The 24,856-nt window shown below is 46.2% G+C and carries 23 protein-coding genes; 9 read left to right on the top strand and 14 right to left on the bottom strand.

The genetic code is table 11. The annotated features are described in order from the left end of the window. The 4 genes from G6047_RS05275 to G6047_RS05260 form a co-directional block, all read left to right on the top strand. Positions 1–864, top strand: an 864-nt coding sequence (locus tag G6047_RS05275) for an RHS repeat-associated core domain-containing protein (RefSeq protein WP_169526435.1), incomplete at its 5' end; no start/stop codon positions are given. 134 nt (positions 865–998) lie between these two features. Further along, positions 999–1,655 (top strand): IS1 family transposase, encoded by a 657-nt coding sequence (locus G6047_RS05270; RefSeq protein WP_169526434.1) that lies wholly within the window; start codon positions 999–1,001, stop codon positions 1,653–1,655. 264 nt (positions 1,656–1,919) lie between these two features. Continuing rightward, positions 1,920–2,348, top strand: a complete 429-nt coding sequence (locus tag G6047_RS05265; protein ID WP_317168272.1) for a c-type cytochrome — start codon at positions 1,920–1,922, stop codon at positions 2,346–2,348. Positions 2,349–2,440: 92 nt separating this feature from the next. Continuing rightward, the gene (locus G6047_RS05260; protein WP_169526432.1) at positions 2,441–2,884 is read left to right on the top strand and encodes a hypothetical protein; all 444 of its coding nucleotides are present in this window, start codon (positions 2,441–2,443) and stop codon (positions 2,882–2,884) included. A gap of 368 nt (positions 2,885–3,252) precedes the next feature. Here G6047_RS05260 and G6047_RS05255 read toward each other — a convergent pair whose 3' ends face one another. From G6047_RS05255 to G6047_RS05235, 5 genes are all read right to left on the bottom strand, one after another. Then, positions 3,253–4,041, bottom strand: a complete 789-nt coding sequence (locus G6047_RS05255; protein WP_169526431.1) for an alpha/beta hydrolase — start codon at positions 4,039–4,041, stop codon at positions 3,253–3,255. 38 nt (positions 4,042–4,079) lie between these two features. Continuing rightward, positions 4,080–5,156: an alpha/beta hydrolase gene (locus G6047_RS05250; RefSeq protein WP_169526430.1), complete on the bottom strand. Its 1,077-nt coding sequence runs from the start codon at positions 5,154–5,156 to the stop codon at positions 4,080–4,082. A 27-nt stretch (positions 5,157–5,183) separates the two neighbouring features. Beyond that, positions 5,184–6,074 carry an alpha/beta fold hydrolase gene (locus G6047_RS05245; RefSeq protein WP_169526429.1) on the bottom strand — a complete coding sequence of 297 codons (891 nt, stop codon included), beginning with the start codon at positions 6,072–6,074 and terminating at the stop codon, positions 5,184–5,186. A 121-nt stretch (positions 6,075–6,195) separates the two neighbouring features. Continuing rightward, on the bottom strand, positions 6,196–6,666 hold the full coding sequence (locus G6047_RS05240) for a hypothetical protein (RefSeq protein ID WP_169526428.1): 471 nt from the start codon (positions 6,664–6,666) through the stop codon (positions 6,196–6,198). Positions 6,667–6,708: 42 nt separating this feature from the next. Next, positions 6,709–7,128 carry a hypothetical protein gene (locus G6047_RS05235; protein ID WP_169526427.1) on the bottom strand — a complete coding sequence of 140 codons (420 nt, stop codon included), beginning with the start codon at positions 7,126–7,128 and terminating at the stop codon, positions 6,709–6,711. Positions 7,129–7,454: 326 nt separating this feature from the next. Here G6047_RS05235 and G6047_RS05230 point away from each other — a divergent pair, with 326 nt between their 5' ends. After that, complete coding sequence (locus tag G6047_RS05230) at positions 7,455–7,883, top strand: hypothetical protein (RefSeq protein WP_169526426.1); 429 nt, start codon at positions 7,455–7,457, stop codon at positions 7,881–7,883. Positions 7,884–7,899: 16 nt separating this feature from the next. On the opposite strand, the gene G6047_RS05225 is transcribed toward G6047_RS05230, so the two are convergent. From G6047_RS05225 to G6047_RS05210, 4 genes are all read right to left on the bottom strand, one after another. Then, positions 7,900–8,586: a response regulator transcription factor gene (locus G6047_RS05225; protein ID WP_169526425.1), complete on the bottom strand. Its 687-nt coding sequence runs from the start codon at positions 8,584–8,586 to the stop codon at positions 7,900–7,902. Next, on the bottom strand, positions 8,579–9,991 hold the full coding sequence (locus G6047_RS05220) for a sensor histidine kinase (protein ID WP_169526424.1): 1,413 nt from the start codon (positions 9,989–9,991) through the stop codon (positions 8,579–8,581). The genes G6047_RS05225 and G6047_RS05220 overlap by 8 nt, the downstream gene beginning before the upstream one ends. Positions 9,992–10,067: 76 nt before the next feature. Further along, positions 10,068–10,586 (bottom strand): DsbA family protein, encoded by a 519-nt coding sequence (locus tag G6047_RS05215; RefSeq protein ID WP_169526423.1) that lies wholly within the window; start codon positions 10,584–10,586, stop codon positions 10,068–10,070. 2 nt (positions 10,587–10,588) lie between these two features. After that, a complete protein-coding gene (locus G6047_RS05210) occupies positions 10,589–11,050 on the bottom strand; it encodes a redoxin domain-containing protein (RefSeq protein ID WP_169526422.1) in 462 nt (153 codons plus the stop codon). Between the two features lie 204 nt (positions 11,051–11,254). On the opposite strand from G6047_RS05210, the gene G6047_RS05205 reads away from it, so the two are divergent. The 4 genes from G6047_RS05205 (at position 11,255) to bglX (ending at position 18,864) form a co-directional block, all read left to right on the top strand. Further along, entirely contained in the window at positions 11,255–14,038 is a 2,784-nt protein-coding gene (locus G6047_RS05205; RefSeq protein ID WP_169526421.1) for a sugar-binding domain-containing protein, read from the top strand. 85 nt (positions 14,039–14,123) lie between these two features. Continuing rightward, the gene (locus G6047_RS05200; protein ID WP_169526420.1) at positions 14,124–15,185 is read left to right on the top strand and encodes an SGNH/GDSL hydrolase family protein; all 1,062 of its coding nucleotides are present in this window, start codon (positions 14,124–14,126) and stop codon (positions 15,183–15,185) included. Then, entirely contained in the window at positions 15,178–16,563 is a 1,386-nt protein-coding gene (locus G6047_RS05195; protein ID WP_169526419.1) for a sialate O-acetylesterase, read from the top strand. Before G6047_RS05200 ends, G6047_RS05195 begins: the two co-directional genes overlap by 8 nt. Before the next feature lie 30 nt (positions 16,564–16,593). Beyond that, the gene (gene bglX, locus G6047_RS05190; RefSeq protein ID WP_169526418.1) at positions 16,594–18,864 is read left to right on the top strand and encodes a beta-glucosidase BglX; all 2,271 of its coding nucleotides are present in this window, start codon (positions 16,594–16,596) and stop codon (positions 18,862–18,864) included. An 11-nt stretch (positions 18,865–18,875) separates the two neighbouring features. On the opposite strand, the gene G6047_RS05185 is transcribed toward bglX, so the two are convergent. From G6047_RS05185 to G6047_RS05165, 5 genes are all read right to left on the bottom strand, one after another. Continuing rightward, a complete protein-coding gene (locus tag G6047_RS05185) occupies positions 18,876–20,153 on the bottom strand; it encodes a glycoside hydrolase 5 family protein (RefSeq protein ID WP_169526417.1) in 1,278 nt (425 codons plus the stop codon). A gap of 5 nt (positions 20,154–20,158) precedes the next feature. Beyond that, positions 20,159–21,367 carry a glycoside hydrolase family 26 protein gene (locus G6047_RS05180; protein ID WP_169526416.1) on the bottom strand — a complete coding sequence of 403 codons (1,209 nt, stop codon included), beginning with the start codon at positions 21,365–21,367 and terminating at the stop codon, positions 20,159–20,161. Between the two features lie 111 nt (positions 21,368–21,478). Then, a complete protein-coding gene (locus G6047_RS05175) occupies positions 21,479–22,474 on the bottom strand; it encodes a carbohydrate binding domain-containing protein (protein ID WP_169526415.1) in 996 nt (331 codons plus the stop codon). Between the two features lie 12 nt (positions 22,475–22,486). Next, positions 22,487–23,671, bottom strand: coding sequence for an AGE family epimerase/isomerase (locus tag G6047_RS05170; protein ID WP_169526414.1), 1,185 nt, complete (start codon positions 23,669–23,671; stop codon positions 22,487–22,489). Beyond that, positions 23,671–24,849: a glycoside hydrolase family 130 protein gene (locus G6047_RS05165; RefSeq protein WP_169526413.1), complete on the bottom strand. Its 1,179-nt coding sequence runs from the start codon at positions 24,847–24,849 to the stop codon at positions 23,671–23,673. The genes G6047_RS05170 and G6047_RS05165 overlap by 1 nt, the downstream gene beginning before the upstream one ends. Between the last annotated feature and the right edge of the window lie 7 nt (positions 24,850–24,856).

Below are 24,856 nucleotides of genomic sequence, written 5' to 3'. Positions count from 1 at the left end.
GTGACACAGGTAGGCCAAACCGAAAGAACCCTGTACCTCGACGGCTTCCAATACGTAGACGATGTCCTGCAGTTCTTCCCCCACCCCGAAGGCTACGTGCGCGCCACCCCGAAGGAAAACCCCGAGGAAGGCCAATCCGAATATGATTTCAGCTACGTGTACCAGTACAAAGACCACCTGGGCAACATCCGGATGAACTACGCCTATGACTTCGTCGACGGGGAAACGAAAATATTAAACGAAGACCATTATTACCCTTTCGGGCTAAAGCACAGCAACTACAGTTCCGGTAAAAAGGATTTTGCCAGGGAAGAAGAACAGCTTATGATAAAGCCGACGCCGTTTGGGGAAGAGAATCCGTATCTTTATAAATACAATGGGAAGGAGTGGCAGGACGAGCTGGGGCTTAATATTTACGATTATGGAGCGAGGAATTATGACCCTGCGATTGGGAGATGGATGAATATTGACCCATTGGCTGATAAATATTACAATTTCTCGCCATACGTTTATGTAGGAAATATGCCAACTATCGCAGTCGACCCCGATGGAAAAGATATTGTTTTGACAAAGTCTGTAAGAGATGATGGTACAACAGTAGTTAATATGACCGTTACTGGAAAACTAATAAACGAATCTGGAAAAGCTTTTACCACCGAACAAATGAATTCTTATGCTGAAAGACTTTCATCTGGAATAAAGGAAAGTTGGGGAATTTCTGGTAGTGATGAAACTAATGGTAAATATGAAGTTAACGTGATAACAAATATTAGTGTTGTTTCCGATGATAATCCCTTAACATCAACTGATACCGCATACAGGGTAGTGTATCAGATTAGGTCATTCCAAAATTCCCAATCGTAAAACCTTATAAAATAAGACCTTAATCTCTTCAAAACAAAAAAAAAAAAGACAGCCTGTGAGTTGTCTTTTGTATTTTGAATGCTTTAAATTTATCCTGATACAGTAAATTCTAACCTAATACATCAGAATAGGTCATGGAAATAACTTGTAGGTTTTGTAACGGAAAGTGTATTCGGAATGGTTTCCAGAAAATTGGAACCCAGCGCTATAAATGTCTTGGTTGTGGTAAAAGACAGCAACTTCATTATAAGTACCCAGCCTGTGCCGTATCCATCAACCAGCAAATTATCCTGCTCACGAAAGAAGGGCTTGGCATAAGAAGCACGGCACGGGTCCTGAACATTTCTGCGACAACCGTAATGAAAAGAATTATATCCATTGCCCAGCGTATTCCCCGCCCCACGATTAGTAAAGGACAAATTTATGAAGTCGATGAAATCCGGACATTTATAAGGAGGAAAGAACTAATCTGGATAGCCTACGCCTTAGATAGAAAGACAAAGAATGTGATCGGTTTTTCTATTGGCAAAAGAACGAACAAGACGCTAAATTCTATAATCAAAACTTTAGAACTGTCTGAAGCCGAAAGGATTTATACGGATCGATTGAGAAATTACAGATTCCTTGTCCCGAGGCATTTACATTTTACGGAACGCTTCGGAACCAATCGTATTGAAAGAAAGAATCTGTCTTTGCGGACGCACCTGAAACGGCTGAACCGAAAAACCATCTGCTTTTCAAAAAGTGCTATGATCCTGAAAGCGATTCTGGCAATCTACTTTTGGAGTTAAGCGGACTCTGATAAATAGTGAGAAAGCTTTTCTAGTTCTGACCAGATTGTAATTCCAAATCATCCAGATTTCTCAACTTTAAAAACATCACTACAAAAATCCAGTTTCCTTATTTCCTGTTTACAACATTTTGTAAACGATAAACCAGTAAACAAAAATCTAATGATATCTGGTATATTATGAATTCGCGATTATTGTCTTAAAGCTAAATAACGTTACTTTTATATCATTCCGAAGTCCTTTGATCTGGTAAAACCGCCAACAATGCCATCTGTCAGCAACCACAAAAAAACCAAACTCCGCATTGGCATTATTGCGACCGGTTTCCTGATTTTTGTTTTGGTACTTTTTTGCAGCCTGTATATGTCAAATCAAAAAACAAGCGCAGAGCCAGCTTGCCAAAGGGTGATGCCGGTCCTTTTATGCGGCACACCCAAACTTGGCCCTGGTGCCGTCCAAGGAAAAAGAACATTCAACCAATATTGTGCGGCCTGCCATAAACTGGATGCGCGTTCACAAGGACCTGTTTTGCGCCATGTCAAACCGGAACTATTCTGGGCCTATTTGGATACGGTGAGGCATCAAAACGATTCTTTGAAATTTGAAAGGTTGGATGTGGATTTCCACAGGAATCTATCGGAACAAGTCCTAAGTAGTTCTGACGTCAGGAATATTATGGATTACATAAAATAATGTTATGTTTCCCTGCTGTAATTTCCACCTTTGGCAAACCGTTTATCAGTTGCTTTTCGAATCAAAAATGTTTTAACCTGCTCGTTTAAATCATGAGGACATTTATATACAACATTTCAGTACCTCTGCTTTTGCTTGTTTCTTGTGCCCGTAATGACACGCAAACAGAACATACCGACAAGATCAGTAAACCCGTCGTTTCCGATTATAAATCATATTATACAGATTATATAATGGGGGAACCTATCGAAACTCAAAAAATCCTCAAACCTTTACACATCCAAAAAATCAGTTATCCGCAAAAGACTACATTCATTTATAAATATGAAGCTGAAATCATAAAAGCCGATTCGTTGATCCAATTCAAAGACAGCATTAAGTTTAATAAAATAAAAATCAAATTTTTAGATAAAAGACTAATTTCATTCGGCGATAGAAAATTAGAAGTCCGGAAATATAATTGCATTCCGAAACATGGAGGTTACAGTCTAAATTTATTCATCACAGATTCTTTGGGAATTATCATGTTTCAGTGAGTTGGCCGGTCTATAGTTACACGTAGATATCGTAGTGATGAATATGAGGAATTGCAAAAAGAAATCATGCAGGATTCAGCCTTTTTTAAATTTCACTATATAACATATAGTTCCTATTAAATTGCTCTGACAATTATTACGATGTACGGTACGGAAACCCGATAGCGCGGACTTCCAGTCCGTGCCCTAATACCTCAAAAAAGCACCAACATAAAATCCTGTTTCCCAATTCCCTGTTTACAAAATTTTGTAAACGATAAATCCGTAAACAAGAGTCATCTTAGCACAGGTTTCCGGTTCGTACAAAAAACAATAGCACGGACAACAAGTCCGCGCTACCGAAAAGCAAGCACCAATCAAAATCAAAATCATATCTCATATTTCCCCAACCAATCCAGAATATAATTCGCCTGGCGCTGCCATTTGGGAAGGCTCACTACATAATGGTTCGTTTCTTCGAATTCCTTGTATTCCGTAATGGAACTGCTGTTTTTATATTTTTTGAAGTTTGAATAGTTGAGCGATGCCGGAATGATGTGATCGTTTGTTCCGGAAAGGATCAGCAAAGGCGCATGCGGTTTTTTGAAGTCGATATGGGCCGTGCTGCTGAGCGTGTCGCGAAGGACGGTCTTCGATTCCGGGATTACGTTCTGGTCATAGGATTCGAGCTGGTCTTCGAGGCTCATGCCGTTTGTGAACGCGTATTGCCATTCGGCGAGGCTCATGAGGTGGGTCTTTCGGGCCGATGTGAACAGTCCCAACGGTTTCCATACCGATTTGAGGAACGACCATTTGAACGAAATGACTCCCTGTGGCGGCACCGGATGCAGGGCGATTCCCGCTACGGCCAAATCGCGTTGAACCAACAGCTGGGTGGTCAGGCCTCCTACGGAATGTCCTATCAGTATCGGTTTTTCGGGAAGTTCGCGGATGATGTCGGCATAATGGTCGAGGACTTCGGAATACTGCATAAGGCCCAGATCGGTATCCTGTCCCTGACGTGCCCGCAGTTCGCTTGCGGTGCCATCTTTGAGCGGCCACGGCTTGACGATACAGATGTACCCGTGGTTTTCAAAAAATTCTTTCCAGGGTAGCCAGCCGTGATGTGTTACGAAGGCTCCGGTGATGAATACGATGTATTTTGATTTATTTTTCATGACTATATACTTTTAAGGTTGATTGATTTTGTGGGTGGTTATTTCAGATGCTTTTTGAGTTCGCTTGCCGCATGGGTGATGTGTGAGCGCGTTCCGGGTAACTTCGCCAGCGCATTGAGCAAACCGAAATCATGTATCATCCCCTGATAGCGCGTAATGGTAACGTTGACCCCGGCTGCGTCCAATTTTCTGCCGTATTCTTCCCCTTCATCGCGAAGGATATCGTTCTCTGCGGTCTGGATAAAAGTCGGTGGCAGGCCTGTGAGATCTTGTTGAGGCGTATTGACAAGCGAAATGTATTTGCCGCTGCGTGCCTTTGGATCGGTGGTGTATTGATCGAACATCCATTTCATCACGCTGGCCGTAAGGAAACGATCTGTCGCGAATTTCTCATACGATTCACTGTCGAACGAGGCATCGGCTACGGGCCATAATAAGACCTGGCTTGTAATTTTCGGGCCGTTTTCGTCTTTGGCGCGCTGGGTTGTCGCGGCAGCCATATTTCCGCCGGCACTGTTGCCGACCATCGAGATCCTTGTTCCGTCAACGTTTATTTCATCCCCGTTGGCAGCAACCCACTTAAGGGCGGCGTAGATTTCATTGAGCGCTTTGGGGTATTTGGCTTCGGGCGACCTGGAATAATCCACATAGATGGCAGCGTATCCTGATTCGACGACCAGATCACGGATCAGGCGTTTGTGGGTCGGATAATCCCCAAGCACCCAGCCTCCACCATGGATGAACAGGAATGCAGGGATTTTTCTGGTTTCACCTGCAGGACGTACAATGGTAAGGTTCACTTTCAATCCGTCCGATTCTATGGTTTTGTTCTGTTCGTCTATGCCTGAGACATCTGCGTTCACGCCGGCCTGTGCGCCTTCCAATACCTTGCGTGCATCGGCAACCGGAAGTTTTTCAAGAGGCGTCCCTCCGGAGTTGAGTACTTTGAGGAATTCTTTGGTGCCTTTGTCGATGTTCGGATCTGTGGCGTAATCGGCGACTTCGCCTGTTGTCGAGATTTTTGCTTTGAGGCCAAAAGGCGATTCCTTTTTGTTGCAGGAAACCAAAACGAGGCAAAGGAAACTTGTAGCTTTGATAAGAGTTGTTGTTTTCATAATTTTTAGCGTTTTTATGGTTTTAAATTATTTATTGGTTCTGTTGATAAAGCTTGAGATGTAATCGGCGGACAATTCAGGGAACTGGTGTTGGGGCGCATGGCCGGTGTGTGCAAAGACGATATGCTGCGCAGTCGCGAGCTTACGCGTCAGGCTGTACCAGTTCTCTACCGGAAAGCTGATGTCGTGGTCGCCGGAAAGAATCAGTACCGGGATTTTTGTAGCGATGAACTTCTGCCGAAGACCGGCTTTATCTTCGCGTGAATCGGCACCTCCGGCAAAGTACAGGTTGAAGACTTCCTGGGTCGATGGGATTTTGGAGACGTCGATGCTTTTGTAAATGCGGTCGTGTGATGCCTTGGCAAGTTTGAGGCTTTCAGGCGATGCCGGCTCAAAGAACAGTACAGTCTCATCGTTGAAATCGTTTACGGGCTTAAGTGCATGTTCAAGGAACAACGGTTCCAAAGGCAGCTCGTTCTTCCCTATCGGGTTCGTCCCGAGCAGGATCAGTCGCGTAACCAGTGACGGATATTCGAGCGAGGCCACCTGTGCGACCAAGCCGCCGTAAGACCACCCGCCTATCGCTGCTTTTTTGATATTGAGCCCGTCGGCCAGGTCTTTAATGTCTTTGGCGACTTCAGGTAAAGTCGTCGGCAATTTTCCTGTGGAATATCCAATTCCCGAATAATCGAAAATAATGACCTGGTTGTTTTTTGCGAGCGAATTCAGGAATAACGGATCCCAGGTGTCGAGTGTTCCGCGGAAGCGATTGGCGATGATGATGGGTGTTCCGGCACCTATGACGCGATAGGCGAGTTTTCTTCCGTTAGACTCCAGGTACTGGGTCTTGGCGGGACTTTGGGCATGGCTGATAAAGCTGAGTACGGCAAGCCCTGTGATAAAGAATAATCGTTTCATTTTTTTAAGTGTATTAGGTTGATAAATGATATGGCGATGCCCGGGCCCAAAAGTGTGTACTTGGGCAACAGAGGTAACAGCCTGGAAAACCAACCGTTACCGATTCTAAAAATTCAATGGATTATTGCGGCTTGGAGTCCTTTTCCGTTTGGGCAGGAACCGAATCGGCAGCCGTCTTGATGTCGGCGCTGTCGAGCAGGTTCAGCTCAAGGAACTGGCCGTCTTTGGCGATCAGGAAATTGGCATGAAGCGAATCTATATTTTCAAAATAGAAGGTAGCTTTAAGTCGTGTCCCTCTTTTTTCCTCACTCGTCTTTGTAATGACATATCCTTTGGGAGCAGGCATTTTTTTGAAGAGTTCAGACAGCACTAACGCTTCGAATCCCTGGGGCAATCCCTTAACGGTATACCCTGAAGCCAGATACGGCCGCAACGAATCCAGGCTGTGGTGTTGCATCGATTTCTGCACGATCTCCACACGTGATTCGATTTCTCCGGTACTTTTATCGGCACAGGATGAACACAGCAGTGAAAGTAGGAATGCTATTGGAAATACGATTCGGGAAATGCCGGTTTTCATTTGGAAATGCATGGTCATGAATTAAAAGTAATTGAAAAATTGTTGCGTACCGTATCAATTCGTTCCTATCGAGGCTTCTACCGTAGTCGCATCGCCCAAAACATCCAGATCCACGATCTTGCGTTTCTCGTTGAAGGTAAAGTATTGCAGGCGCGCATTCCGTTCCTTGTAACTGTATTCGACCGTAAATTTGTAACCGCCGCCTACTTTTTCAGTTTTGATGACCTTGTAGCTTTGAGGTGACGGAAGCTGTGCGATGACCTGAGGGATTACCATGTCGTTCATTCCGACGGGTATATTCGGGTTGATTTTGACCTGGTCGTCAACAATGGGTTTCAACAAAGAGTAATTCTTGTTTTTGAATGAATTGAAAACCGCGTCCAGTTCTTTGCGGTATTCGTTTTCCTGAGCCTGTCCAACGGTTGCTGTCAACAAAGCTACCGATGCGAAAATAAGGGTGATAAGTGTTTTCATGATTAAAATGATTTAAAGTTCTGATACAAATGTAAATCACTGATAACCAGTAAAAAGTTATGAAACCTTATTGACTGTTAAGGAGTGTTAAGCGGGATTTTTAATCGTTGGCGCGGACTTGTAGTCGCTGGCGCGGACTTTCAGTGCGTGCCTGAAAAAGCCGTTTCCCTATTTCCTGTTTACGAAATTTCGTAAACAACATATTTGTAAACGAACTTCCAGTTGGTATTATAAAAGCAACACTATACGTTTAACAGTATGACATGGGCTACACCGATAACATCTGATTTTAAACTAAATTTGAAGACGCCTCTATAAATTTTTATATGACTAAACCCGAATTCCACAACTTGTTACATGAAGTAAGCGTAAAAGCAATGCGGTTCGCTGAACATTTCATTACAGATAAATTAGTTTCGGATTTCAGGTATAATGTTATTCTCAATGCTTCTTTCGATCAGGACATTCCTGGAAAATTCAAAGTGTTCCCCGAAGATGAAGGCGGCCTGGTATTGGACCTGACCGAAGAAAAAGTCGTGGAACTGTTATGGCGCGAAAATAAATGCCCGGTTTGGATTGACATCAATGTTTTAAAATCCGGCAAAAGAAGTACAACTTTCAATTTGCTTTGTGCCGGAAGATATTCGGATGATGAAAATGAATTTTATTACCATAAACAAGGAACCGGACCCTTTGGCATCAAAAGCCCAAAGCTTCCGGCAAATTTCGAGGACGGTAAAAAGTTCAAATTATAAAATGCCACATACCGACCTATCTGGCAATAAGCTTATACCCGATACCGCGGATATTGACTATCGACAACGACGCATCTTCCGAAAGGTATTTACGCAATTTAGTGATGAAGACATCCATACTGCGCGCATTGAAAAACGTATCGTCTCCCCATAATTCTATAAGGATCTTTTGGCGTTCCACCACGGCCATTTTGTGCGTTACCAATCTGTACAGCACTTCATTCTCCAGATTCGTCAGCGTAAATGTTCTGGTCGGGCCTTTGAGCTCCATGACTGCATAATCGAAAGTGTATTTACCCAGTTCAAATACGGTCTGTGCCTGTTCTTCGGGTTTGGCGATGCGTTGCAACAAAGAATTGATACGCACGATAAGTTCCTCGATGCTGAACGGCTTTCGCATATAATCGTTGCCGCCGGTCTCGAAACCTTTGATGACGTCTTCGGTCAATGAACGCGCCGTAAGGAAAATAATTGGAACCGACGCATTGCTTTTGCGTACTTCCCTGGTGAAACTGTATCCGTCCAGCCCGGGCATCATAATGTCCACCACACAAATGCTGTAACCTTTGGAACGGAACGCTTCAAGCCCCTTTTTGCCATCCTGTATCCAGTCTACCATAAAGCCATTTTTTACGAGCATGTCGCTTGTGATCTTTCCAAGCGATTGCTCATCTTCGAGATAGAGTATCCTGGCGTTAGTCATGATGCAGCGGGATTGAGATTTTAAACGTGGTTCCGGTTTGGGCTGGCTGATTTTGCAGTGAAATGCTTCCGCCCGATAATAAAACGATTTGGCGGATATAAGTAAGGCCAAGGCCGAAACCTTTGACGGTGTACGTATCGTTTTCCTGTATCCGGAAATACGGCTTGAAGATTTCAGATTTATATTTCTCCGGAATTCCCATTCCCTGGTCTGAAAATAAGAGTGTCGCGGATTTTTTTTCGGAACCGATACGGATTGAAATACGCGCCGGCTCCGGTGAATATTTGATGGCATTATCGACGAGGTTGCGGATCACATTCCCGAAATGTTCTTTGTCGATATGAACCGGGATTGTGTCCCCATCTGTTTCAATGCTGAGTTCTGCAGATTTTTTGGAAAGTATCGGCTTGAGGTCGTCACAGACTCCCGTAACGAAATCCGGAAGGTTGACGGTAATCGGGTACAAAACTATTTTGCCATCGCTCATGCGGGCGTTCATCAATATGGAATCGGTCATTTCCATAAGCCGGTTCAGGTCTTTTCCCATGATGCCCAGATATTCTTTGGTCATTTCGCGATCATCGAGGATGCCGAAGTTTTGCAGGGCTTCAAGTGCCGCCGAAATAGTCGCCATTGGGGTCTTGAATTCATGCGTCATGCTGTTGGTGAAACTGTCCTTTTGCTGCATGAGTTTCCTTGCTCTGTATACGTTTTTGGTCAGCAGGATCACGGCTCCGATGCAAATAGCCAGATAGAATACGGATAAAATCAGGAACGGCCAGATTTGCCGCAGGATTATACTGTTTATGTCGTAGAACCGCAAATGATAATACTGGCCCGCATCCAATACCTCCGAACGGATTTCCTGGGTTTCGGCAAAACTTCCGTTGCGCGTATCCGGAAAAGCCTGGCTCTTATCGTTATGTGTAAACACGACCTGGTAATCGGTACGCCCGAATTTGAATGCCATGGCACCGGAAACAGCCTTGTAGATTTCTTTTTCAGGATTGATTTTAGCCGCGGCTTTGGGACGGGCAAGATTGTCCAGCATTTGGCGTGAAAGACTGTCCTCAGCCGTTTTACCGTCAACCTGAAGCTTTATGGATATGTCCTTCCGGTTCTTTAAGGTCGTCAGCAATTGCTTTACCACATCGTCCACATTGCCGTTGGAATCGGCAAGACCATTGAGTTGCCTTGTAACAGCCTGATGATCGTGATCGAGTACCGCAGCCCGCAATATATTCTGTCCTTCTTCGAGTATCAGCGTCTTTCTCGAATCATAAACGGAATACAGCCAATACGCCTGGAATGCCACGATAATTGCTATCGCCATATACGCATACAGCCGGAAATATTTGACTTTCGATAAACGTCCCGTGATACTCATGTGGACAAATGTAGCCAAATTCCGAATCGGAGATTTTGGCTTAACACTAAATAACAGAAGGGGTTAATGCACTTTTAAAGTATAAAGCCAGAAATTAAATCAGGTTCTGTAAAAAATCCCGAAGCTCTCCGGTATCCCAACTTCCTTCGAATTTTTCCCCATTCACGAAAAACGTCGGGGTAGCATTGACGCCGCTGCGCATGCCTCCGTAAAAATCAGCATCTACTTTGGCCGAAAGTTCCGGGTCTTCGAGGTCTTTACTGAAATCAGTGACGTTCAGCCCCAGTTCCTCTGCAAATTGCACGAGTTTTCCGCGACTGAAATCGTCATGGTTTTCAAAAAGATGATCGTGCATTTCCCAGAATTTCCCCTGGCGCGCGGCAGCTTCGGTAGCTATGGCGGCAGGTTTTGCCAGCGGATGGATGTTTTCGAGCGGAAAATTCCGGAACACCAGTTTGAGGTTATCCCCAAATTCACGCTGCCATCTTTTCACGATATAATACGCCTTTTGGCAATGCGGGCATTGGTAATCACCGTATTCGACCAATTCAATGGCCGCATGTATGTTTCCTTCTATATGGTCGTCTGCATCGACAGGTTTACGTAAAGCCATAATTATTTGGTATTAAGTTGTTCCAATGCATCAAGAATTCCATCCGCACCGGGGTTTACTCCTTTAGGCGACAGATAACTCCAGGCAATTACGCCTTCTTCATCGATTACATAAAGCGCGCGTTTCGATTCGCCGGACGCTTCGTCGAATACGTCATACAATTTTGCGACCGCTCCTTTGGGTTCAAAATCTGCGAGAAGCGGAAAATGAAGCTTCCTGTCCTGGCTGAATGCCGTGTGGCACCATTTTCCATCCACTGAAATTCCCAACAGTTCCGCATTATGCTGTTTAAAGAATTTGAGCATTTCGTTATAAAGTGCCATCTGGTCGCCACATACAGGGCTCCAATCGGCGGGATAAAAAGCCAGTATGACCCTTTTGCCTTTGAGCTCGGAAAGGCTGAGGAACTGGTCAGGCGTCACAGGTAAAGAAAATTCAGGGGCAATTGATCCGGTTGCGAGCATAATCAGGGTAGCTTTATGGTTTTTCCTAAAGTAGTAAAAAAATCTATCTGCACGTTTACACATTTCCTGTTTACAAAATTTTGTAAACGACACTTCCGTAAACAATGCCATTGGCACGGACTTCCAATCCGTGACAAAAAACTGGCAGTTGATAAATATTCTTATATTTCCAGCATTTCAAAATGCCATCGGCACTCACAATCTATGAAAATCCAATACCAATTCCTGTTACTATGCTGGTGCATGGTTATCGCGCAACATCCTGCAAGGACATCGATCGACCTTTCCGGAAAATGGGAAATGGCGCTGGATCCAAACAATACAGGAACGGCACAAAAGTGGTTCGCCCATACATTGGAAGATACGGTCCTATTCCCCGGGACACTCGATTCCAACCAAAAAGGAACGCGCAACAAAGACACTACCCTGCTCCACCTGAACCGGTTGTACATGTATGAAGGCATTGCCTGGTACAGAAAAAAGATTACCATCCCAAACAACTTCAGGGATAAACACATTGAGCTATTCCTCGAACGCACCAAGTCTTCCAAAATATGGATCGACGGAAATCCGGTGGGTTCTTCGCGCCTGCTCGAGTCGCCACAAACCTTCGATGTCTCTGCTTACCTGACTCCCGGGGAGCATTACATCTGCATCCGGATCAATAACGATTTAAAGCTGACGCCGTACGGAAATGTCCATATCTATTCAGACGACACGCAAACCAACTGGAACGGCATCATTGGGAAAATAGCACTTGAGGCATCGGCGAAAAACCATATCACGAACCTTCAGGTATATCCCGATGTAGAAAATCAAAAGATTGACATCGAACTTTCGGTAAACAAAAAACCAAAGGACAAAACCATTTCGGTCGAACTTTATCTGGAAAAGACACACAACGGCAAAACCGTAAAACTGAATCCAAAGAAGGTCACTGTCCCAAATAGCGACATCATAAAACTCGACTATACTTTCACAGGTTCCGATTTGGATTTGTGGGATGAATTCAATCAGCCGATGTATCAGTTGAAAGTCGTCCTTCCGGATTATCCCGATGACAAGACCGTCTCGTTCGGGATGCGCAGTTTCAAGGCTGACGGAACCAAATTCACTGTCAATGGCCGGACGGCTTTTTTACGCGGAAAACACGAAGCCGCCGTTTTCCCGATTACAGGTTACACGCCGACGGATGTAGCCGATTGGGTAAAGGTCTACCGCATTGCCAAAAGTTATGGGATCAACCACTACCGGTTCCATTCGTATTGTCCGCCCGAAGCCGCTTTTACGGCCGCCGATCAGGAAGGCATCTACATCCAGGTGGAACTTCCGTTTTGGGGCGGGATGGAAACGGATTCTGTAGCCACAATGCAAAAAGAAGAAGCGTTTGCCCTGCTCAAAGCATACGGGAACCATCCGTCTTTCGTATTGTTTTCGCCCGGCAATGAAATATGGAGCGGACACGACAACGTCGAAAAGAACATGGTTGCGATAAAAGCATTTGACCGCCGTCATTTGTATGCGATTGGTTCCAACAACAATATTGGTTATACCGAACCGCGTTCGTATGCTGACTTTTTCATCGGGGCACGGACACCTTACGACGGCGATTCCCAATCGGCACACACACGGCTGACCCACGCTTTTGCCGACGCGGATCAGGGCGGCATACTGAACACACGAATCCCATCGACCGACAGGACTTTCGATTATGCCGTTTCAAGATTGAAGATTCCGCTCATCAGCCACGAAATAGGCCAATACCAGATTTATCCCGATTATTCCGAAATCACCAAATACACCGGCGTACTCAAACCGTGGAATCTGGAAACGTTCCGAAGCAAACTCAAAAAAGCCGGCATGTTGGATCAGGCAGGCGCATTCCAGAAAGCTTCCGGCGCATGGGCTGCGCTGTGCTACAAAGCAGAAATGGAAACGGCCATCCGGACGAAAAATCTCGCGGGCTTCCAGCTTCTGGATTTGCAGGATTTCCCCGGACAAGGCACCGCGCTTATTGGTGTGCTTGATGCATTCATGGCATCGAAAAACGTCATCAGTCCGGAAAATTGGCGGCAATCCTGTGATGCCATCGTGTTGCTGCTTGAATTCCCGAAATACTGTTATACATCGGGAGAAGAATTCAGATCAAAACTCGTCGTCGCCAATTATTCGGCACAAAACATAAATAAAACGGTTCGTTGGGAAATCAAAAGAGCGGATGGAAGCGTATTCAGACAAGGTTTTTTTCCATCGGCCGAAATCAAAAACGACGGCTTGTCTGGACTTGGGGAAATCACGGCAGATCTATCTTCCATTACAAAACCCGAAAAACTGACCGTTTCCGTTTCATTCGGCCAAACTGATATTTCCAACACCTATTCCATTTGGGTGTATCCGAAACCGACGACCGTCCGAATTCCAAAAGGTATTTCGATAGCTGAAAAATTAGATCAATTGACTTTAAAGAAACTGGCTCAGGGCGAAAAAGTCCTGTTGTTTCCCAAAACAGCCGATGTCGCCAAAAATAGTTTCGCCGGACATTTTCCACCCGAATTCTGGAATTACGGCATGTTCAAAAGCATCAGTGAATCGAATAAAAAACCGGTTTCGTCCGGAACTTTAGGATTATTGATGGATCCGTCACATCCTGTTTTCAATTCCTTCCCGACAGATTCCCATACCGACTGGAACTGGTTTTCAATAGTCAAAGCGAGTAATTCACTGATGCTCGACGAGACCGAAAACAGCTATCGGCCCATAATCCAGGTCATCGATAATCTGGAGCGCAACCACAAACTCGGATTGGTTTTCGAATTCCGTGTAGGGAAAGGAAAATTGCTGGTATGTATGTCCCGGCTTCCGGATTTACCTCAAGTTCCTGAAGCGACACAGCTGTATCGTTCGTTGCTCGACTATATGGAATCGGGAAAATTCAATCCGACTTACCAAATTTCGCCTGAGAAACTGTCGCTGGTATTCGGTCACTGATTTAAAATCCGATTCTTTAATTTCCTATCATATTTTGACAATCGAATATCTGTAATTGGCAATCCAATACGGTATTTTTACGATTATGAAAAATATATCGTTTTCGCTGATTGCCCTGTTCCTTGTTTCGGCAATCCACGCACAATTCAGGGCCGATGGCCGTACCGATGCCTTGCCCGATGGAAGCATCACACTTATCGGTGCCGCATCTTCCGTCAGTTACACCACGCCCGATGCTACGATTCGGTTTGTCCTCAAAAGCGGTGACGAGCATCATGCGTATGCCTCGATTGAAATCGACGGTGTCTATTCGGGCCGCATCCGTGTAGAGAAAAACCAAAAAGAATACAGCCTCAAAGCCCCAAATGATGCCAGGGCGCATCTGGTAAAAATCTTCAAGGCGACCGAAGCGACGAACGGGCCTTTGTATTTCATAAGTTCCCCGAATACATTATTGGACGAACCCAAGCCCTTAGGTAAAAAGAAAATCGAGTTCATAGGCAATTCCATCACCTCCGGAATGGGCAACGATGCCGCCGAAATCCCTTGCGGAACCGGCGAATGGTTCGACCAGCACAACGCCTATTGGGCTTATGGGCCTATTTTGAGCCGAAAACTCAACGCGCAATTCCTGTTGAGTTCGGTTTCGGGAATCGGCATGTACCGCAACTGGAACGACGAGCATATAGACGAAGCGATTATGCCCGACGTCTACGATAAATTGTACCTGACCAAAGAATCGACCAAGGCTTTTCCGGACACGTTCCAGCCCGATCTTGTCAGCATCTGCCTGGGCACGAACGATTTTTCAGATGGAGACGGAACCAAGCCACGGCTTCCGTTCAACCGACAAAAGTATATTGCCAATTACATTGGATTCGTCCGCAATATCTATCGCAAATACCCAAAAACACGGATTATTTTGCTTAACAGCCCGATGGTCAGCGGTGCAAAGAATGAGGTTTTCGTGAGCTGCCTCAAAGAAGTCATCGCCGCTTTTGCATCAGATAAGAACCACAAGCCCATAAGTCTTTTCGAATACGGGCCGATGGTTCCGAAAGGTTGCGGTTCTCATCCGGATATCGAAGACCATAAAAAAATGGCGGCACAACTCGAAGCCACATTCAAAAAATTACTCGATGAATAAAATCCTACTGCTTATCGTGATGCTTATTTCCGGTTTTACTGCCGATGCGAATATTGTACTTCCGGCCGTGATATCGGACAATATGGTACTGCAACGCAACGCTACGGCCGCCATTTGGGGCTGGGCACAACCGAATGAGGAAATCACCATAACGACCGGATGGGACAATGCCGTTTACAAAGTCAAATCGAACGCCGAGGCCAATTGGTCGACCCAGATAAAAACCCCGAATGCAGGCGGGCCGTTTGCCATCACGCTCAAAGGCTACAATGAAATCACGCTCAAAAACATCCTGATAGGTGAAGTCTGGCTGTGTTCCGGTCAATCGAATATGGAAATGTCTGCCGATTGGAAAATCGATAATGGCGACCACGAAATAGCGAATGCCACAAACCCGAACCTCCGATTATTCTCGGTTCCCAAAAGATCCGCCTTATATCCGCAGCAGGATTTACAGGCGCAATGGACACTGTGCACGCCGGAAACCATGCGGTATTTCAGCGCCGTGGGTTATTTCTTCGGACAAAGGATCAGTGCCGGACTCAACAATATTCCAATCGGGCTGATCCAATCGGCCTGGGGCGGAACTCCGGCTGAAATCTGGATGCCAGAAGATGCCGTTTCGTCAAATCCCATCGTCAGGGAAGCTGCCTCAAAACTGTCTCCGATAGATTGGGGGCCGACATTGCCGGGACGCGCTTACAATGCCATGATCCATCCGCTGGTTCCGTTTACGATCGCCGGCGCGCTTTGGTATCAGGGCGAAAGCAATACCGGATCTGATGTGTACGACCAAACGCTTACCACTTTGATACAATCGTGGAGAAACGCGTGGAAATCTGATTTTCCGTTTTACATCGTCCAGATCGCTCCGTATAATTACGAGAACAACCCGCACGGAGGTGCAGTCATAAGGGATGCACAACGCAAGGTGGCACAGACTGTCCCGAATACCGGCGTTGTCGTAATCGGAGACGTTTCGCCTTTAGACGACATCCATCCGAAAGACAAAAAAACGGTCGGGTTGCGGCTGGCGAATCTGGCTTTGGCAAAACACTATAAAGTTACCGATGCCGTCGTAAACGGGCCACTCATCAAAAAGGCAACATGGGAAAAAGGAAGCGTCACACTTTCATTCGACAACGCTAACGGACTTTATTTCACGAACAAAAAAAGCCAGTTGTTTGAACTCGCGGGCCAAGATGGGAAATTCTATGTGGCTACTGTGACACTTTCCGGAAATACCATAAAAGTACATTCCAAAGATGTGAAAACACCACTGTGGGCGCGGTATGCATTTAAAAGCAACGACGTTCCCGATTTGTTCAACAGCGACAAACTTCCGGCTTCTACCTTTTTAGTTTCAGTTGAACCCTGATCGCATAATCTTCGATTCAAAACATAAAATATGACCTTACGATATTTCCCCATCATACTGCTTTGCACCCTTATGAACGCACAACAAAGACCCTGGAACGACAAATCAAAAACCATCGACCAACGTATCGCGTTGCTTCTTAAAGAGATGACGCTCGATGAAAAAATCGGGCAGATGAACCAATACAACGGTTTTTGGGATGTCACCGGCCCAGCGCCCAAAGGCGGAACCGCAGAACAGAAATTCGAAGCGCTCAAAAAGGGAAAAATCGGGTCAATGCTTAGTGTCCGTGGGGTCAAAGAAGTACGGGCCGTCCAAAAAATAGTGACCGAACAGACACGTTTGGGAATTCCGCTCATCATCGGGTTTGATGTGATCCACGGATACAAGACCTTATCTCCTATTCCACTTGCCGAAGCTGCGAGTTGGGATATGGACGCCATCCAAAAATCTGCGGCCGTTGCGGCAGATGAGGCCTCGGCGGCCGGAATCAACTGGACGTTCGGGCCCATGGTGGATATTTCGCGAGACGCCAGATGGGGCCGCGTGATGGAAGGTGCAGGTGAAGATCCATACCTGGGTGCAAAAGTAGCAACTGCGCGTGTCAAAGGTTTCCAGGGGACAGATTTGTCTGCGCCGAATACGGTAGCCGCATGCGCCAAACATTTTGCCGGTTATGGTTTTGCCGAAGCCGGACGCGATTACAATACGGTCGATATAAGCAATTCCACCTTATACAATATTGTGCTGCCACCTTTCAAAGCCGCCAATGCCGCAGGTGTGCGTACCTATATGAACTCGTTCAACATACTCAACGGAGTGCCTGCCACCGGGAATTCATTCCTGCAGCGCGACATCCTCAAAGGGCAATGGAAATTCAATGGGTTCGTGGTCTCGGATTGGGCTTCGGTGCGCGAAATGGTCGCCCACGGTTTTGCAAAAGATGGGGCCGAAGCAGCCAAATATGGTGTGACTGCCGGTTGTGACATGGATATGGAAGGAAACCTCTACGTGACCGAATTAGCCAAACTCGTGCAAGACGGCAAGGTATCACAGGAACTGATAGACGATGCCGTGACACGGATTCTTCGCGTCAAATTCGAGCTGGGTTTATTCGATGATCCGTACAAATATTGCAGCGAGGCACGCGAGAAAACCATCGGGCAGAAACAGAATCATGAAGCCGTACTCGATATGGCTAAAAAATCGATCGTGCTGCTGAAGAATGACAACCAACTGCTTCCGCTTAAAAAATCAGGGATGAAGATTGCGCTTATCGGTGCTTTGGCAAACGATAAGAACAGCCCGCTCGGTTCGTGGCGATTGGCTTCGGATGACAATACCGGCGTAAGCGTACTCGAAGGAATGAATGCGTACAAAGGCAACCAGCTTGTTTATGAAAAAGGTGCCGATTTGATCACGAAACCAGCTGCCTTCACCCAGGAGCTGGTTTTCAACGTCAGCGATAAATCTGGCTTCGATGCCGCAAAAAAAGCCGCGAAAGCTGCCGATGCCGTCGTCATGGTACTTGGCGAACACGGCTTCCAGAGCGGTGAAGGCAGAAGCCGGACGAATCTCGATTTGCCCGGATTGCAACAGGAATTGCTTGAAACGATTTATGCCGAGAACAAAAACATCGTATTGGTCCTGAACAACGGAAGACCGCTCGCCATCGAATGGGCCGCGGCACATATCCCTGCCATCGTGGAAGCCTGGCATTTGGGAACCGAAACCGGAAATGCCGTCGCACAAGTGTTATATGGCGATTACAATCCGTCCGGAAAACTGCCGATGTCGTTCCCAAGGAATGTGGGCCAGGTGCCAATCTATTATAACAATTACAACACCGGGAGACCGACCGATGCAGACAATAACGTGTTCTGGTCGCACTATACCGATGTTCAAAAAACACCGTTGTATCCGTTCGGATTCGGGTTGAGTTATACGTCGTTTGCCTATTCCGACTTGAAATCGGACAAGCCTTCGTACAAAAAAGGCGAAACAGTAAACGTATCGGTTACCCTTAAGAATACCGGAAATTTCGACGGCAAAGAGGTCGTGCAATTATACATTCGCGACGAAGCCGGAACGTTGGCCCGTCCGGTAAAAGAACTCAAAGGTTTTGAATTGGCCGAACTCAAAAAAGGCGAATCGAAAACCGTCCATTTCAAACTGACGAATGACGAACTCGGGTTTTACGACAACAACGGAAATTACAAAGTCGAAGCGGGTTCGTTCAAAATCTTCGTCGGCGGAAGCAGCAATGATGTTCTGGAAACGAGTTTTGTCCTGACAGAATAAAAAAATCCGGATTATAATTTCCGGATGTTGCGGTTGTATTTTTTGATGAGTTGCAGCGTAGTTTCATCTGTAGAAAAAACGGCGTTGAGTCCTTGCGGTTCCTGAGGTGGATCGGCGGTAAATGCTTCGCCTTTTTCCCATTTACCGTTTTCGTGGACTGCCCTGCCCTCGCCTCCGTATCCCCAAAAATTGACGGCTTGCAGCGGCTGTTTGTCTTTGATACTTTTGGACAACCGGTCAAAAAACACCTCATAGAAAGCATTGCGGCTGCTGACATCGCTAGTTGGCAACAGGCTTTCATCTCGACGTGGCAACCCGAATTCCTCAATCACGATTGGCCTGTTTAATTTTTGGGCCGCCGAGATATGTTGTTCGATATAGTCAGTGGCTTTCGCGATGGCCGTCGGCAGTGTTCCTTTTTCGTTTTTGTAATCATACCACGACCAGTTCTTGGGCCAGATGTGCATGGTCAGGTAATCTATTTTCGGGTTCTGGTGCGTGCGCTCGAATGCCGCGATGTCATCGTTCGAACCTGCTTTGCCTTCAGATCCGGTACAAATCAAATGATTCTTGTCCAGTGAATCGATAAGGTTCACCGTCTCGTCGAGCCAATTCGTGAAAGCCTTTTCGTTCTCGACTTTGAAAATGCGCGGTTCGTTGGCAACCTGCCAGGCCATGATGGTCGGATCTTCGGTATACTTCGTTTTGGTATAGGCATTCGTCCGGCCAATTACATATCGGATATGCTTTTCAAGTGCTTCCTTACACGCTCCACAGCTGTGGAATTGGGAAACGTAATCCATGAATTTGGGCCAGGTGTTTTCCGGCTTGAGGTTCGGATTCGGGATTTCGCCATATCCGTTCCATTCGAGGTATTGGGACATGCCACCGCTCCATTCCCAGTTGTTGGTAAGATACAATACGGCAACCATATCGCGTTTCTTCATTTCGCTGAGCAGGTAATCGAGTCCGTCGAGGACTGCGGCATCGTACTGTCCCTGCTTTGGCTGCAGCGCATACGGAACGGTATAATCGTATGACCCGCCATCGGCACCGACCAAGACACGCAGGTTGTCCATGCCGTTGGCCTTGAGCTGATCGAGTTCGCGCAAAAGCCGTTTGCGGTCGCCATATTTTTCAGATGCCAATAAAGCACCATACCAGTAATTGGCACCTATGTAATGATAGGCTTTCCCATCGCGCAAAAATTCGGTTCCTTTTACGGTGACAAAATTTTGGGCCGAAGCCGAAAGACAGCCGAGCAATAGCATACAGATACTTTTTTTCATAGAAATCATTGGGTGAATTGATACAGTTCCGGCAGGTTGTTTACCAGCTGCATTCCGGGTTTTATGGAGAAAGATATAAAGTCGGATGCGTTCGGGCTCGACGGTATCGGCACATAATATCCATCTGCCGAATTATTCCAGAACATCACGTAAGCCAGTTGTATGTCGTGCTCATTCATGGCGGCGTACAGATAATCGGTAAACCAGCCATCGACCGGCGGAATCGTATTTGTAACGCGATAACCTGTTTCTGTAAGTGCCGCGATCTTTACTTTTTGATATGCCAATGCAGAAAGATATTCCAGTTTAGCGGCCGCATTCAAAATACCGCTTTGCGTGCCGTTCATATCGCCGTAATTATCCATTCCGAGGACATCGACAAAATCATCGCCGGGATAACGCGTCAGGTAAGCCGTTTCAGAAGTATATGAATTATCGGGCGAAAACGCATACAGCACATTATGAACGCCTTTGACATCACGCAGGTATGTCACCACGAATTGATAGGCTTCTTTATATTGTGCATCGGAACAATAGTCTTTTCCCCACCAGAACCAGTTGCCGTCGAATTCATGGAACGGCCGGAAGATTACCGGAATCGAAACGCCATCCGAGTCTTTTAGGTCGTTAAGCACCTGGGCGACTTTGTCGAGTTTGGCCTTGAACCAGTCGTGATGGATGCCGCCGGGCAGGATTCCGACAAAAGCAGTCTGCTTTTCTTCATCGGTCATATCGGCAGCGTAAAAGGATACTTCGTGGTTCGGTTCGCGCAAATGCCAACAGAAGGTGTTTATCATTCCTTTGGAGTACGCTTGCCTGGCATCTGAAATGATTTTTTGTTCCTGCTGGAAGAACCAATTATTCGGTTGTCCGTTGTTGTCGGCATCTGTGATGAACATGAAATCGGAACCTAACAAAGCCGGATCATGGCCCGTGGTTTTCTTCATATCCGAATCGCCTTCCGCTCCGTAAAAACTACCAAAGGCATCCTGTTGGCCAATGGCCGTATTGACAGCGGAATTTTTTTTCAGGTTGTAGAACAAGGCTGTAGCTTCGGCTGTTGCCGCGGCATCGACCATATAAGTACGCACATTGGCCGGAGTCAATATATCGTCAACAGGCACTACCTGGGTCGGTTGGGATGCAGTGTCTTTGTCGGAAGAACAATTGGCCAAAAACAACAAAGCGATAAGTTGCGGCAAATACGTTTTCATAGCTTCGAATTACAAAAAACAAGATAAAATTTCAAACGATTTCGCTTTTCTCCTATTTTGTCAAAAACAGGTAGTATTTTACCAGATGGTTATTGTGTATCTGTTGTGGGTTTATTTGATAAATGCTACGTTGATGTCATCCGCGAGAAGCGTTCCCTGGCATTGGCTCAAGGCCAGCATGATGCGGATTTTTTTGGTTCCGGCGGGAATTTGGATGACGCGTTCAAAAAACGCCCAGTCGGTAGTTTTGGTAACAGATCCTATGAGTTGATCGGGCATGGTTTTTTGTGTTCCGTCCGATGTCAGCTCGATAATAAAAACACCGTTGTTCCAGGTTTCTTTTCCCTGTCGGATGTTTTGCGCCCTGAGCCAACCGGATACGGAAATGGACTTTGCATCCTGCGGTATGTCTGCAGATTGATCGGACGCGACCCAGTCAAAATTTTCAGACGATACTTCAAGTGCCGACGTACCTTCTTTTTTATCAGACGACAGTTTTCCGTTGCCTGTCCAATATTGTAACCCGTTCTCGAAGTTGCCGTTGGAGAATAGTTTTGAGGCTATCGATGATTCGGATGGAGCTGTAAGTTTTGCATATTCTTCTGCAGTAATTCCCATGGCCCGGATCTCATCGAAATACAATACGCCACTGGTTTGGGCTAGCGCCAGCATGATCCTGATTTTAGACGTATTCGGGGGAAGTGCCACCAGATTTTTGAATTGGGTCCACGCAGAAGTGCCGGAAACCGAACCGATGTTTTTTGTGCCGAGGCTTTTGTCGGATGCATCGAGGAATTCCACAGTGTAAACACCCGTATTGTATGTTTCTTTTCCCACGGCAATACCATCGGGACGAAGCCATCCGCTGAAATTGATCGCGGCGACATTCTTGGGAACAGTCGCGATCTGGTCGATGCCTTTCCATTCCTGACCTACATATTGCTGGATGAAACCGCTGCCGTTTCCCATTTTTTTATCATAAGGGGAAATGGTCGCCGAACCGCGCCAGAAATTCGTATCGGTCTCAAAACCTCCATTGCGGATCAGGTTTTGGGCGAATGCATCTGAAATGGAAATGGTGGCGAGCAACAGGAAAAAGTATTTCATTTTCGCAACGGGTTATAGTTGGGCGATAAGTTCCAGACAGCCGCGTGTGTTATGGTACGGACATTTCCAAAAACCGGCTTTGTCTTTTTGTATGGCGGAATAATCGGCGTTGATTCCCCAGATCCATTCTCCGTTTTCCAGATCGACAAGATACTTTTTGGTGAATTCCCAGTTTTTGAGGACAATGTCGAGGTAAGTCCTGTCACCCGAAATTTTCCAGGCCGTGAAATAGCCAACCTGCATTTCAGATTGTGGCCACCAGTGTTTTTCGGCCATGAGCGTGTGTTGGACTGCATCGTATTCATACCACAAACCACCATCTGAATCGATTCCGGTTTTCGTGGCATCGGCAATCAAAATGGCATTGGTACGCCAGGCTTTTATTAGGATTTCATTGCCGAGGATTTCAGCACAACGCAACAGCAACCAGGCAGCTTCGATATCGTGCCCGTATGAAATGACATCTGGTTTTTCGATCCAGTCTTCGTTGAAAAACAATTTAAAATTGCCGGTTTCTTTGTGGAGGAAAACGGTGTCGAAAAGCACAAGCAGGTTCTCGAGTTTCCAGCCCAATTCCTTATCCGGCCATACCGAATACAAGGTGGCATACGCTTCTGCAATATGCAAATGGGTATTCATGGTTTTCTTTTCGTTGGCATCTTTATCACTCAGCCGTAAATCTGCAATAGGCTGCCAATCGCGCGTGAAGGCCTCAAAGTATCCGTTTTTGGTTTTGTCGAAACTGTGTTCCTCTATTTTTAGGTACAGCGAAATGGCTAAATCCAATGCTTCCGGATTCGAAAAAGCGGCGTAATATTCCGCCAAACCATATATGGCGAAAGCGATGGCGTACACCTGTTTTTTGGTCTCCGCCGGATTTCCATCTGCAGAAACACTCCAGAAAACACCGCCGTGCCATGTATCGTGAAAATGACTTGTGAAATAATCGAATGCCCGATTAGCTGCAATTTTATATTCTTCCTTGGGAAATTGACGGTAAGCCGAAGAAAACGTCCACAGGATACGTGCGTTCAACACGGAACCTTTATCTGCTTCGGGATGTTTTTGGTTGTTGAAATCGATCTGTCCTAAAAAGCCACCGTTGACCGTATCGACCGCTTGCGTCGCCCAAAACGAAAGGATGCGTTTTGCTTCATGGATCAGTTCCGTTTTAAAGACATTGATTTCCGATTGCATCAGCCGTTTTTATTTTTATCGATCAGGTTCAGAATCGATTGTACCGAACCGGCTGAGGTAAATGTATCTTCGGGCGTATTCATGGCGTAATCGACCAGTTTGTCTACAGATGAAACCGCTACGTGCATACGCATATCTGATGAAGCGTAATAGATATAGACCGTTCCGTCCGGATCGTCAATCCAACCGTTGCTGAACAATACGTTGCTGACATCGCCAATGAATTCATCGCCTTCCGGAGCCATGAAATGACCTGCCGGAACATGGGTGACTTTTGATATATCGATGAGATCTGTCATGAAAATATACAAGGTGTATCGCAACCCTGCAGCCGTATTCCGGACGCCGTGAGCCAGATGCAGCCAGCCTTTCGGTGTTTTTATCGGAGCCGGCCCGAGGCCGTTCTTCAATTCGTAAATGGTGTGGTATTTTTTTCCGAAGATGATGTGTTCGTCCACAACGACCGGATTGTTCATATCGGTCACAAAACCAAGCCCGATGCCGCCACCGGAACCTACATCTATAAAACCATCCTGAGGACGTGTATATAAAGCATATTTCCCGTCGACGAATTCCGGATGCAGTACCACATTGCGTTGTTGCCCTGTCTTTGAAACCAAATCCGGCAGTCGTTCCCATTCGAGCAAATCTTTGGTACGTACGATTCCGGCATTGGCGACGGCGGCGCTTGTATCTCCGGGTTTTGCGTTCGGGTCTTTGCGCTCGGTGCAGAAAATACCGTAAATCCAGCCATCTTCATGGTTCGTAAGCCTCATATCGTAGACGTTGGTATCGGGTTCATGCGTTTGCGGAATGACGATTGGCTTTTCCCAAAAACTGAAATTATCGGTTCCGTTAGGGCTTTCGGCTATGGCAAAAAACGATTTCCGGTCGACACCTTCCACACGGACGGCCATGATATAGTTGTCGTTCCATTTCATAGCGCCTGCATTGAACGTCGCATTGATCCCGATGCGTTCCAGGCCAAGCGGATTCGTTGACGCATTCAAATCATAACGCCATTCCAAAGGTGTATGTGCGGCTGTAAGCACCGGATTCTGGTAGCGGGTATAGACGCCGTTGGTAGCTGCCGGGATATTCGGCCGGCCAAGCAACGATTTATGGCTTTTGAAAAGTTCCTCAAAATTGTGAATCTTTTGGGCGGACTCGGTATTCATAGGTTAT

Source organism: Flavobacterium silvaticum, from assembly GCF_012911565.1.
Lineage (GTDB): Bacteria > Bacteroidota > Bacteroidia > Flavobacteriales > Flavobacteriaceae > Flavobacterium > Flavobacterium silvaticum.
This window is presented reverse-complemented; position numbering and strand designations above follow the sequence as displayed.

What these genes read in the sequence shown, in the direction of transcription:
- G6047_RS05255 (WP_169526431.1), bottom strand. Translation starts at nt 4,041, where the DNA reads ATGAAAAATAAATCAAAATACATCGTATTCATCACCGGAGCCTTCGTA.
- G6047_RS05250 (WP_169526430.1), bottom strand. Translation starts at nt 5,156, where the DNA reads ATGAAAACAACAACTCTTATCAAAGCTACAAGTTTCCTTTGCCTCGTT.
- G6047_RS05210 (WP_169526422.1), bottom strand. Translation starts at nt 11,050, where the DNA reads ATGCTCGCAACCGGATCAATTGCCCCTGAATTTTCTTTACCTGTGACG.
- G6047_RS05265 (WP_317168272.1), top strand. Translation starts at nt 1,920, where the DNA reads ATGCCATCTGTCAGCAACCACAAAAAAACCAAACTCCGCATTGGCATT.
- G6047_RS05260 (WP_169526432.1), top strand. Translation starts at nt 2,441, where the DNA reads ATGAGGACATTTATATACAACATTTCAGTACCTCTGCTTTTGCTTGTT.
- G6047_RS05165 (WP_169526413.1), bottom strand. Translation starts at nt 24,849, where the DNA reads ATGAATACCGAGTCCGCCCAAAAGATTCACAATTTTGAGGAACTTTTC.
- G6047_RS05205 (WP_169526421.1), top strand. Translation starts at nt 11,255, where the DNA reads ATGAAAATCCAATACCAATTCCTGTTACTATGCTGGTGCATGGTTATC.
- G6047_RS05175 (WP_169526415.1), bottom strand. Translation starts at nt 22,474, where the DNA reads ATGAAATACTTTTTCCTGTTGCTCGCCACCATTTCCATTTCAGATGCA.
- G6047_RS05270 (WP_169526434.1), top strand. Translation starts at nt 999, where the DNA reads ATGGAAATAACTTGTAGGTTTTGTAACGGAAAGTGTATTCGGAATGGT.
- G6047_RS05200 (WP_169526420.1), top strand. Translation starts at nt 14,124, where the DNA reads ATGAAAAATATATCGTTTTCGCTGATTGCCCTGTTCCTTGTTTCGGCA.
- G6047_RS05180 (WP_169526416.1), bottom strand. Translation starts at nt 21,367, where the DNA reads ATGAAAACGTATTTGCCGCAACTTATCGCTTTGTTGTTTTTGGCCAAT.
- G6047_RS05195 (WP_169526419.1), top strand. Translation starts at nt 15,178, where the DNA reads ATGAATAAAATCCTACTGCTTATCGTGATGCTTATTTCCGGTTTTACT.
- G6047_RS05235 (WP_169526427.1), bottom strand. Translation starts at nt 7,128, where the DNA reads ATGAAAACACTTATCACCCTTATTTTCGCATCGGTAGCTTTGTTGACA.
- G6047_RS05185 (WP_169526417.1), bottom strand. Translation starts at nt 20,153, where the DNA reads ATGAAAAAAAGTATCTGTATGCTATTGCTCGGCTGTCTTTCGGCTTCG.
- G6047_RS05215 (WP_169526423.1), bottom strand. Translation starts at nt 10,586, where the DNA reads ATGGCTTTACGTAAACCTGTCGATGCAGACGACCATATAGAAGGAAAC.
- G6047_RS05170 (WP_169526414.1), bottom strand. Translation starts at nt 23,671, where the DNA reads ATGCAATCGGAAATCAATGTCTTTAAAACGGAACTGATCCATGAAGCA.
- G6047_RS05245 (WP_169526429.1), bottom strand. Translation starts at nt 6,074, where the DNA reads ATGAAACGATTATTCTTTATCACAGGGCTTGCCGTACTCAGCTTTATC.
- G6047_RS05225 (WP_169526425.1), bottom strand. Translation starts at nt 8,586, where the DNA reads ATGACTAACGCCAGGATACTCTATCTCGAAGATGAGCAATCGCTTGGA.
- G6047_RS05230 (WP_169526426.1), top strand. Translation starts at nt 7,455, where the DNA reads ATGACTAAACCCGAATTCCACAACTTGTTACATGAAGTAAGCGTAAAA.
- bglX (WP_169526418.1), top strand. Translation starts at nt 16,594, where the DNA reads ATGACCTTACGATATTTCCCCATCATACTGCTTTGCACCCTTATGAAC.
- G6047_RS05240 (WP_169526428.1), bottom strand. Translation starts at nt 6,666, where the DNA reads ATGCATTTCCAAATGAAAACCGGCATTTCCCGAATCGTATTTCCAATA.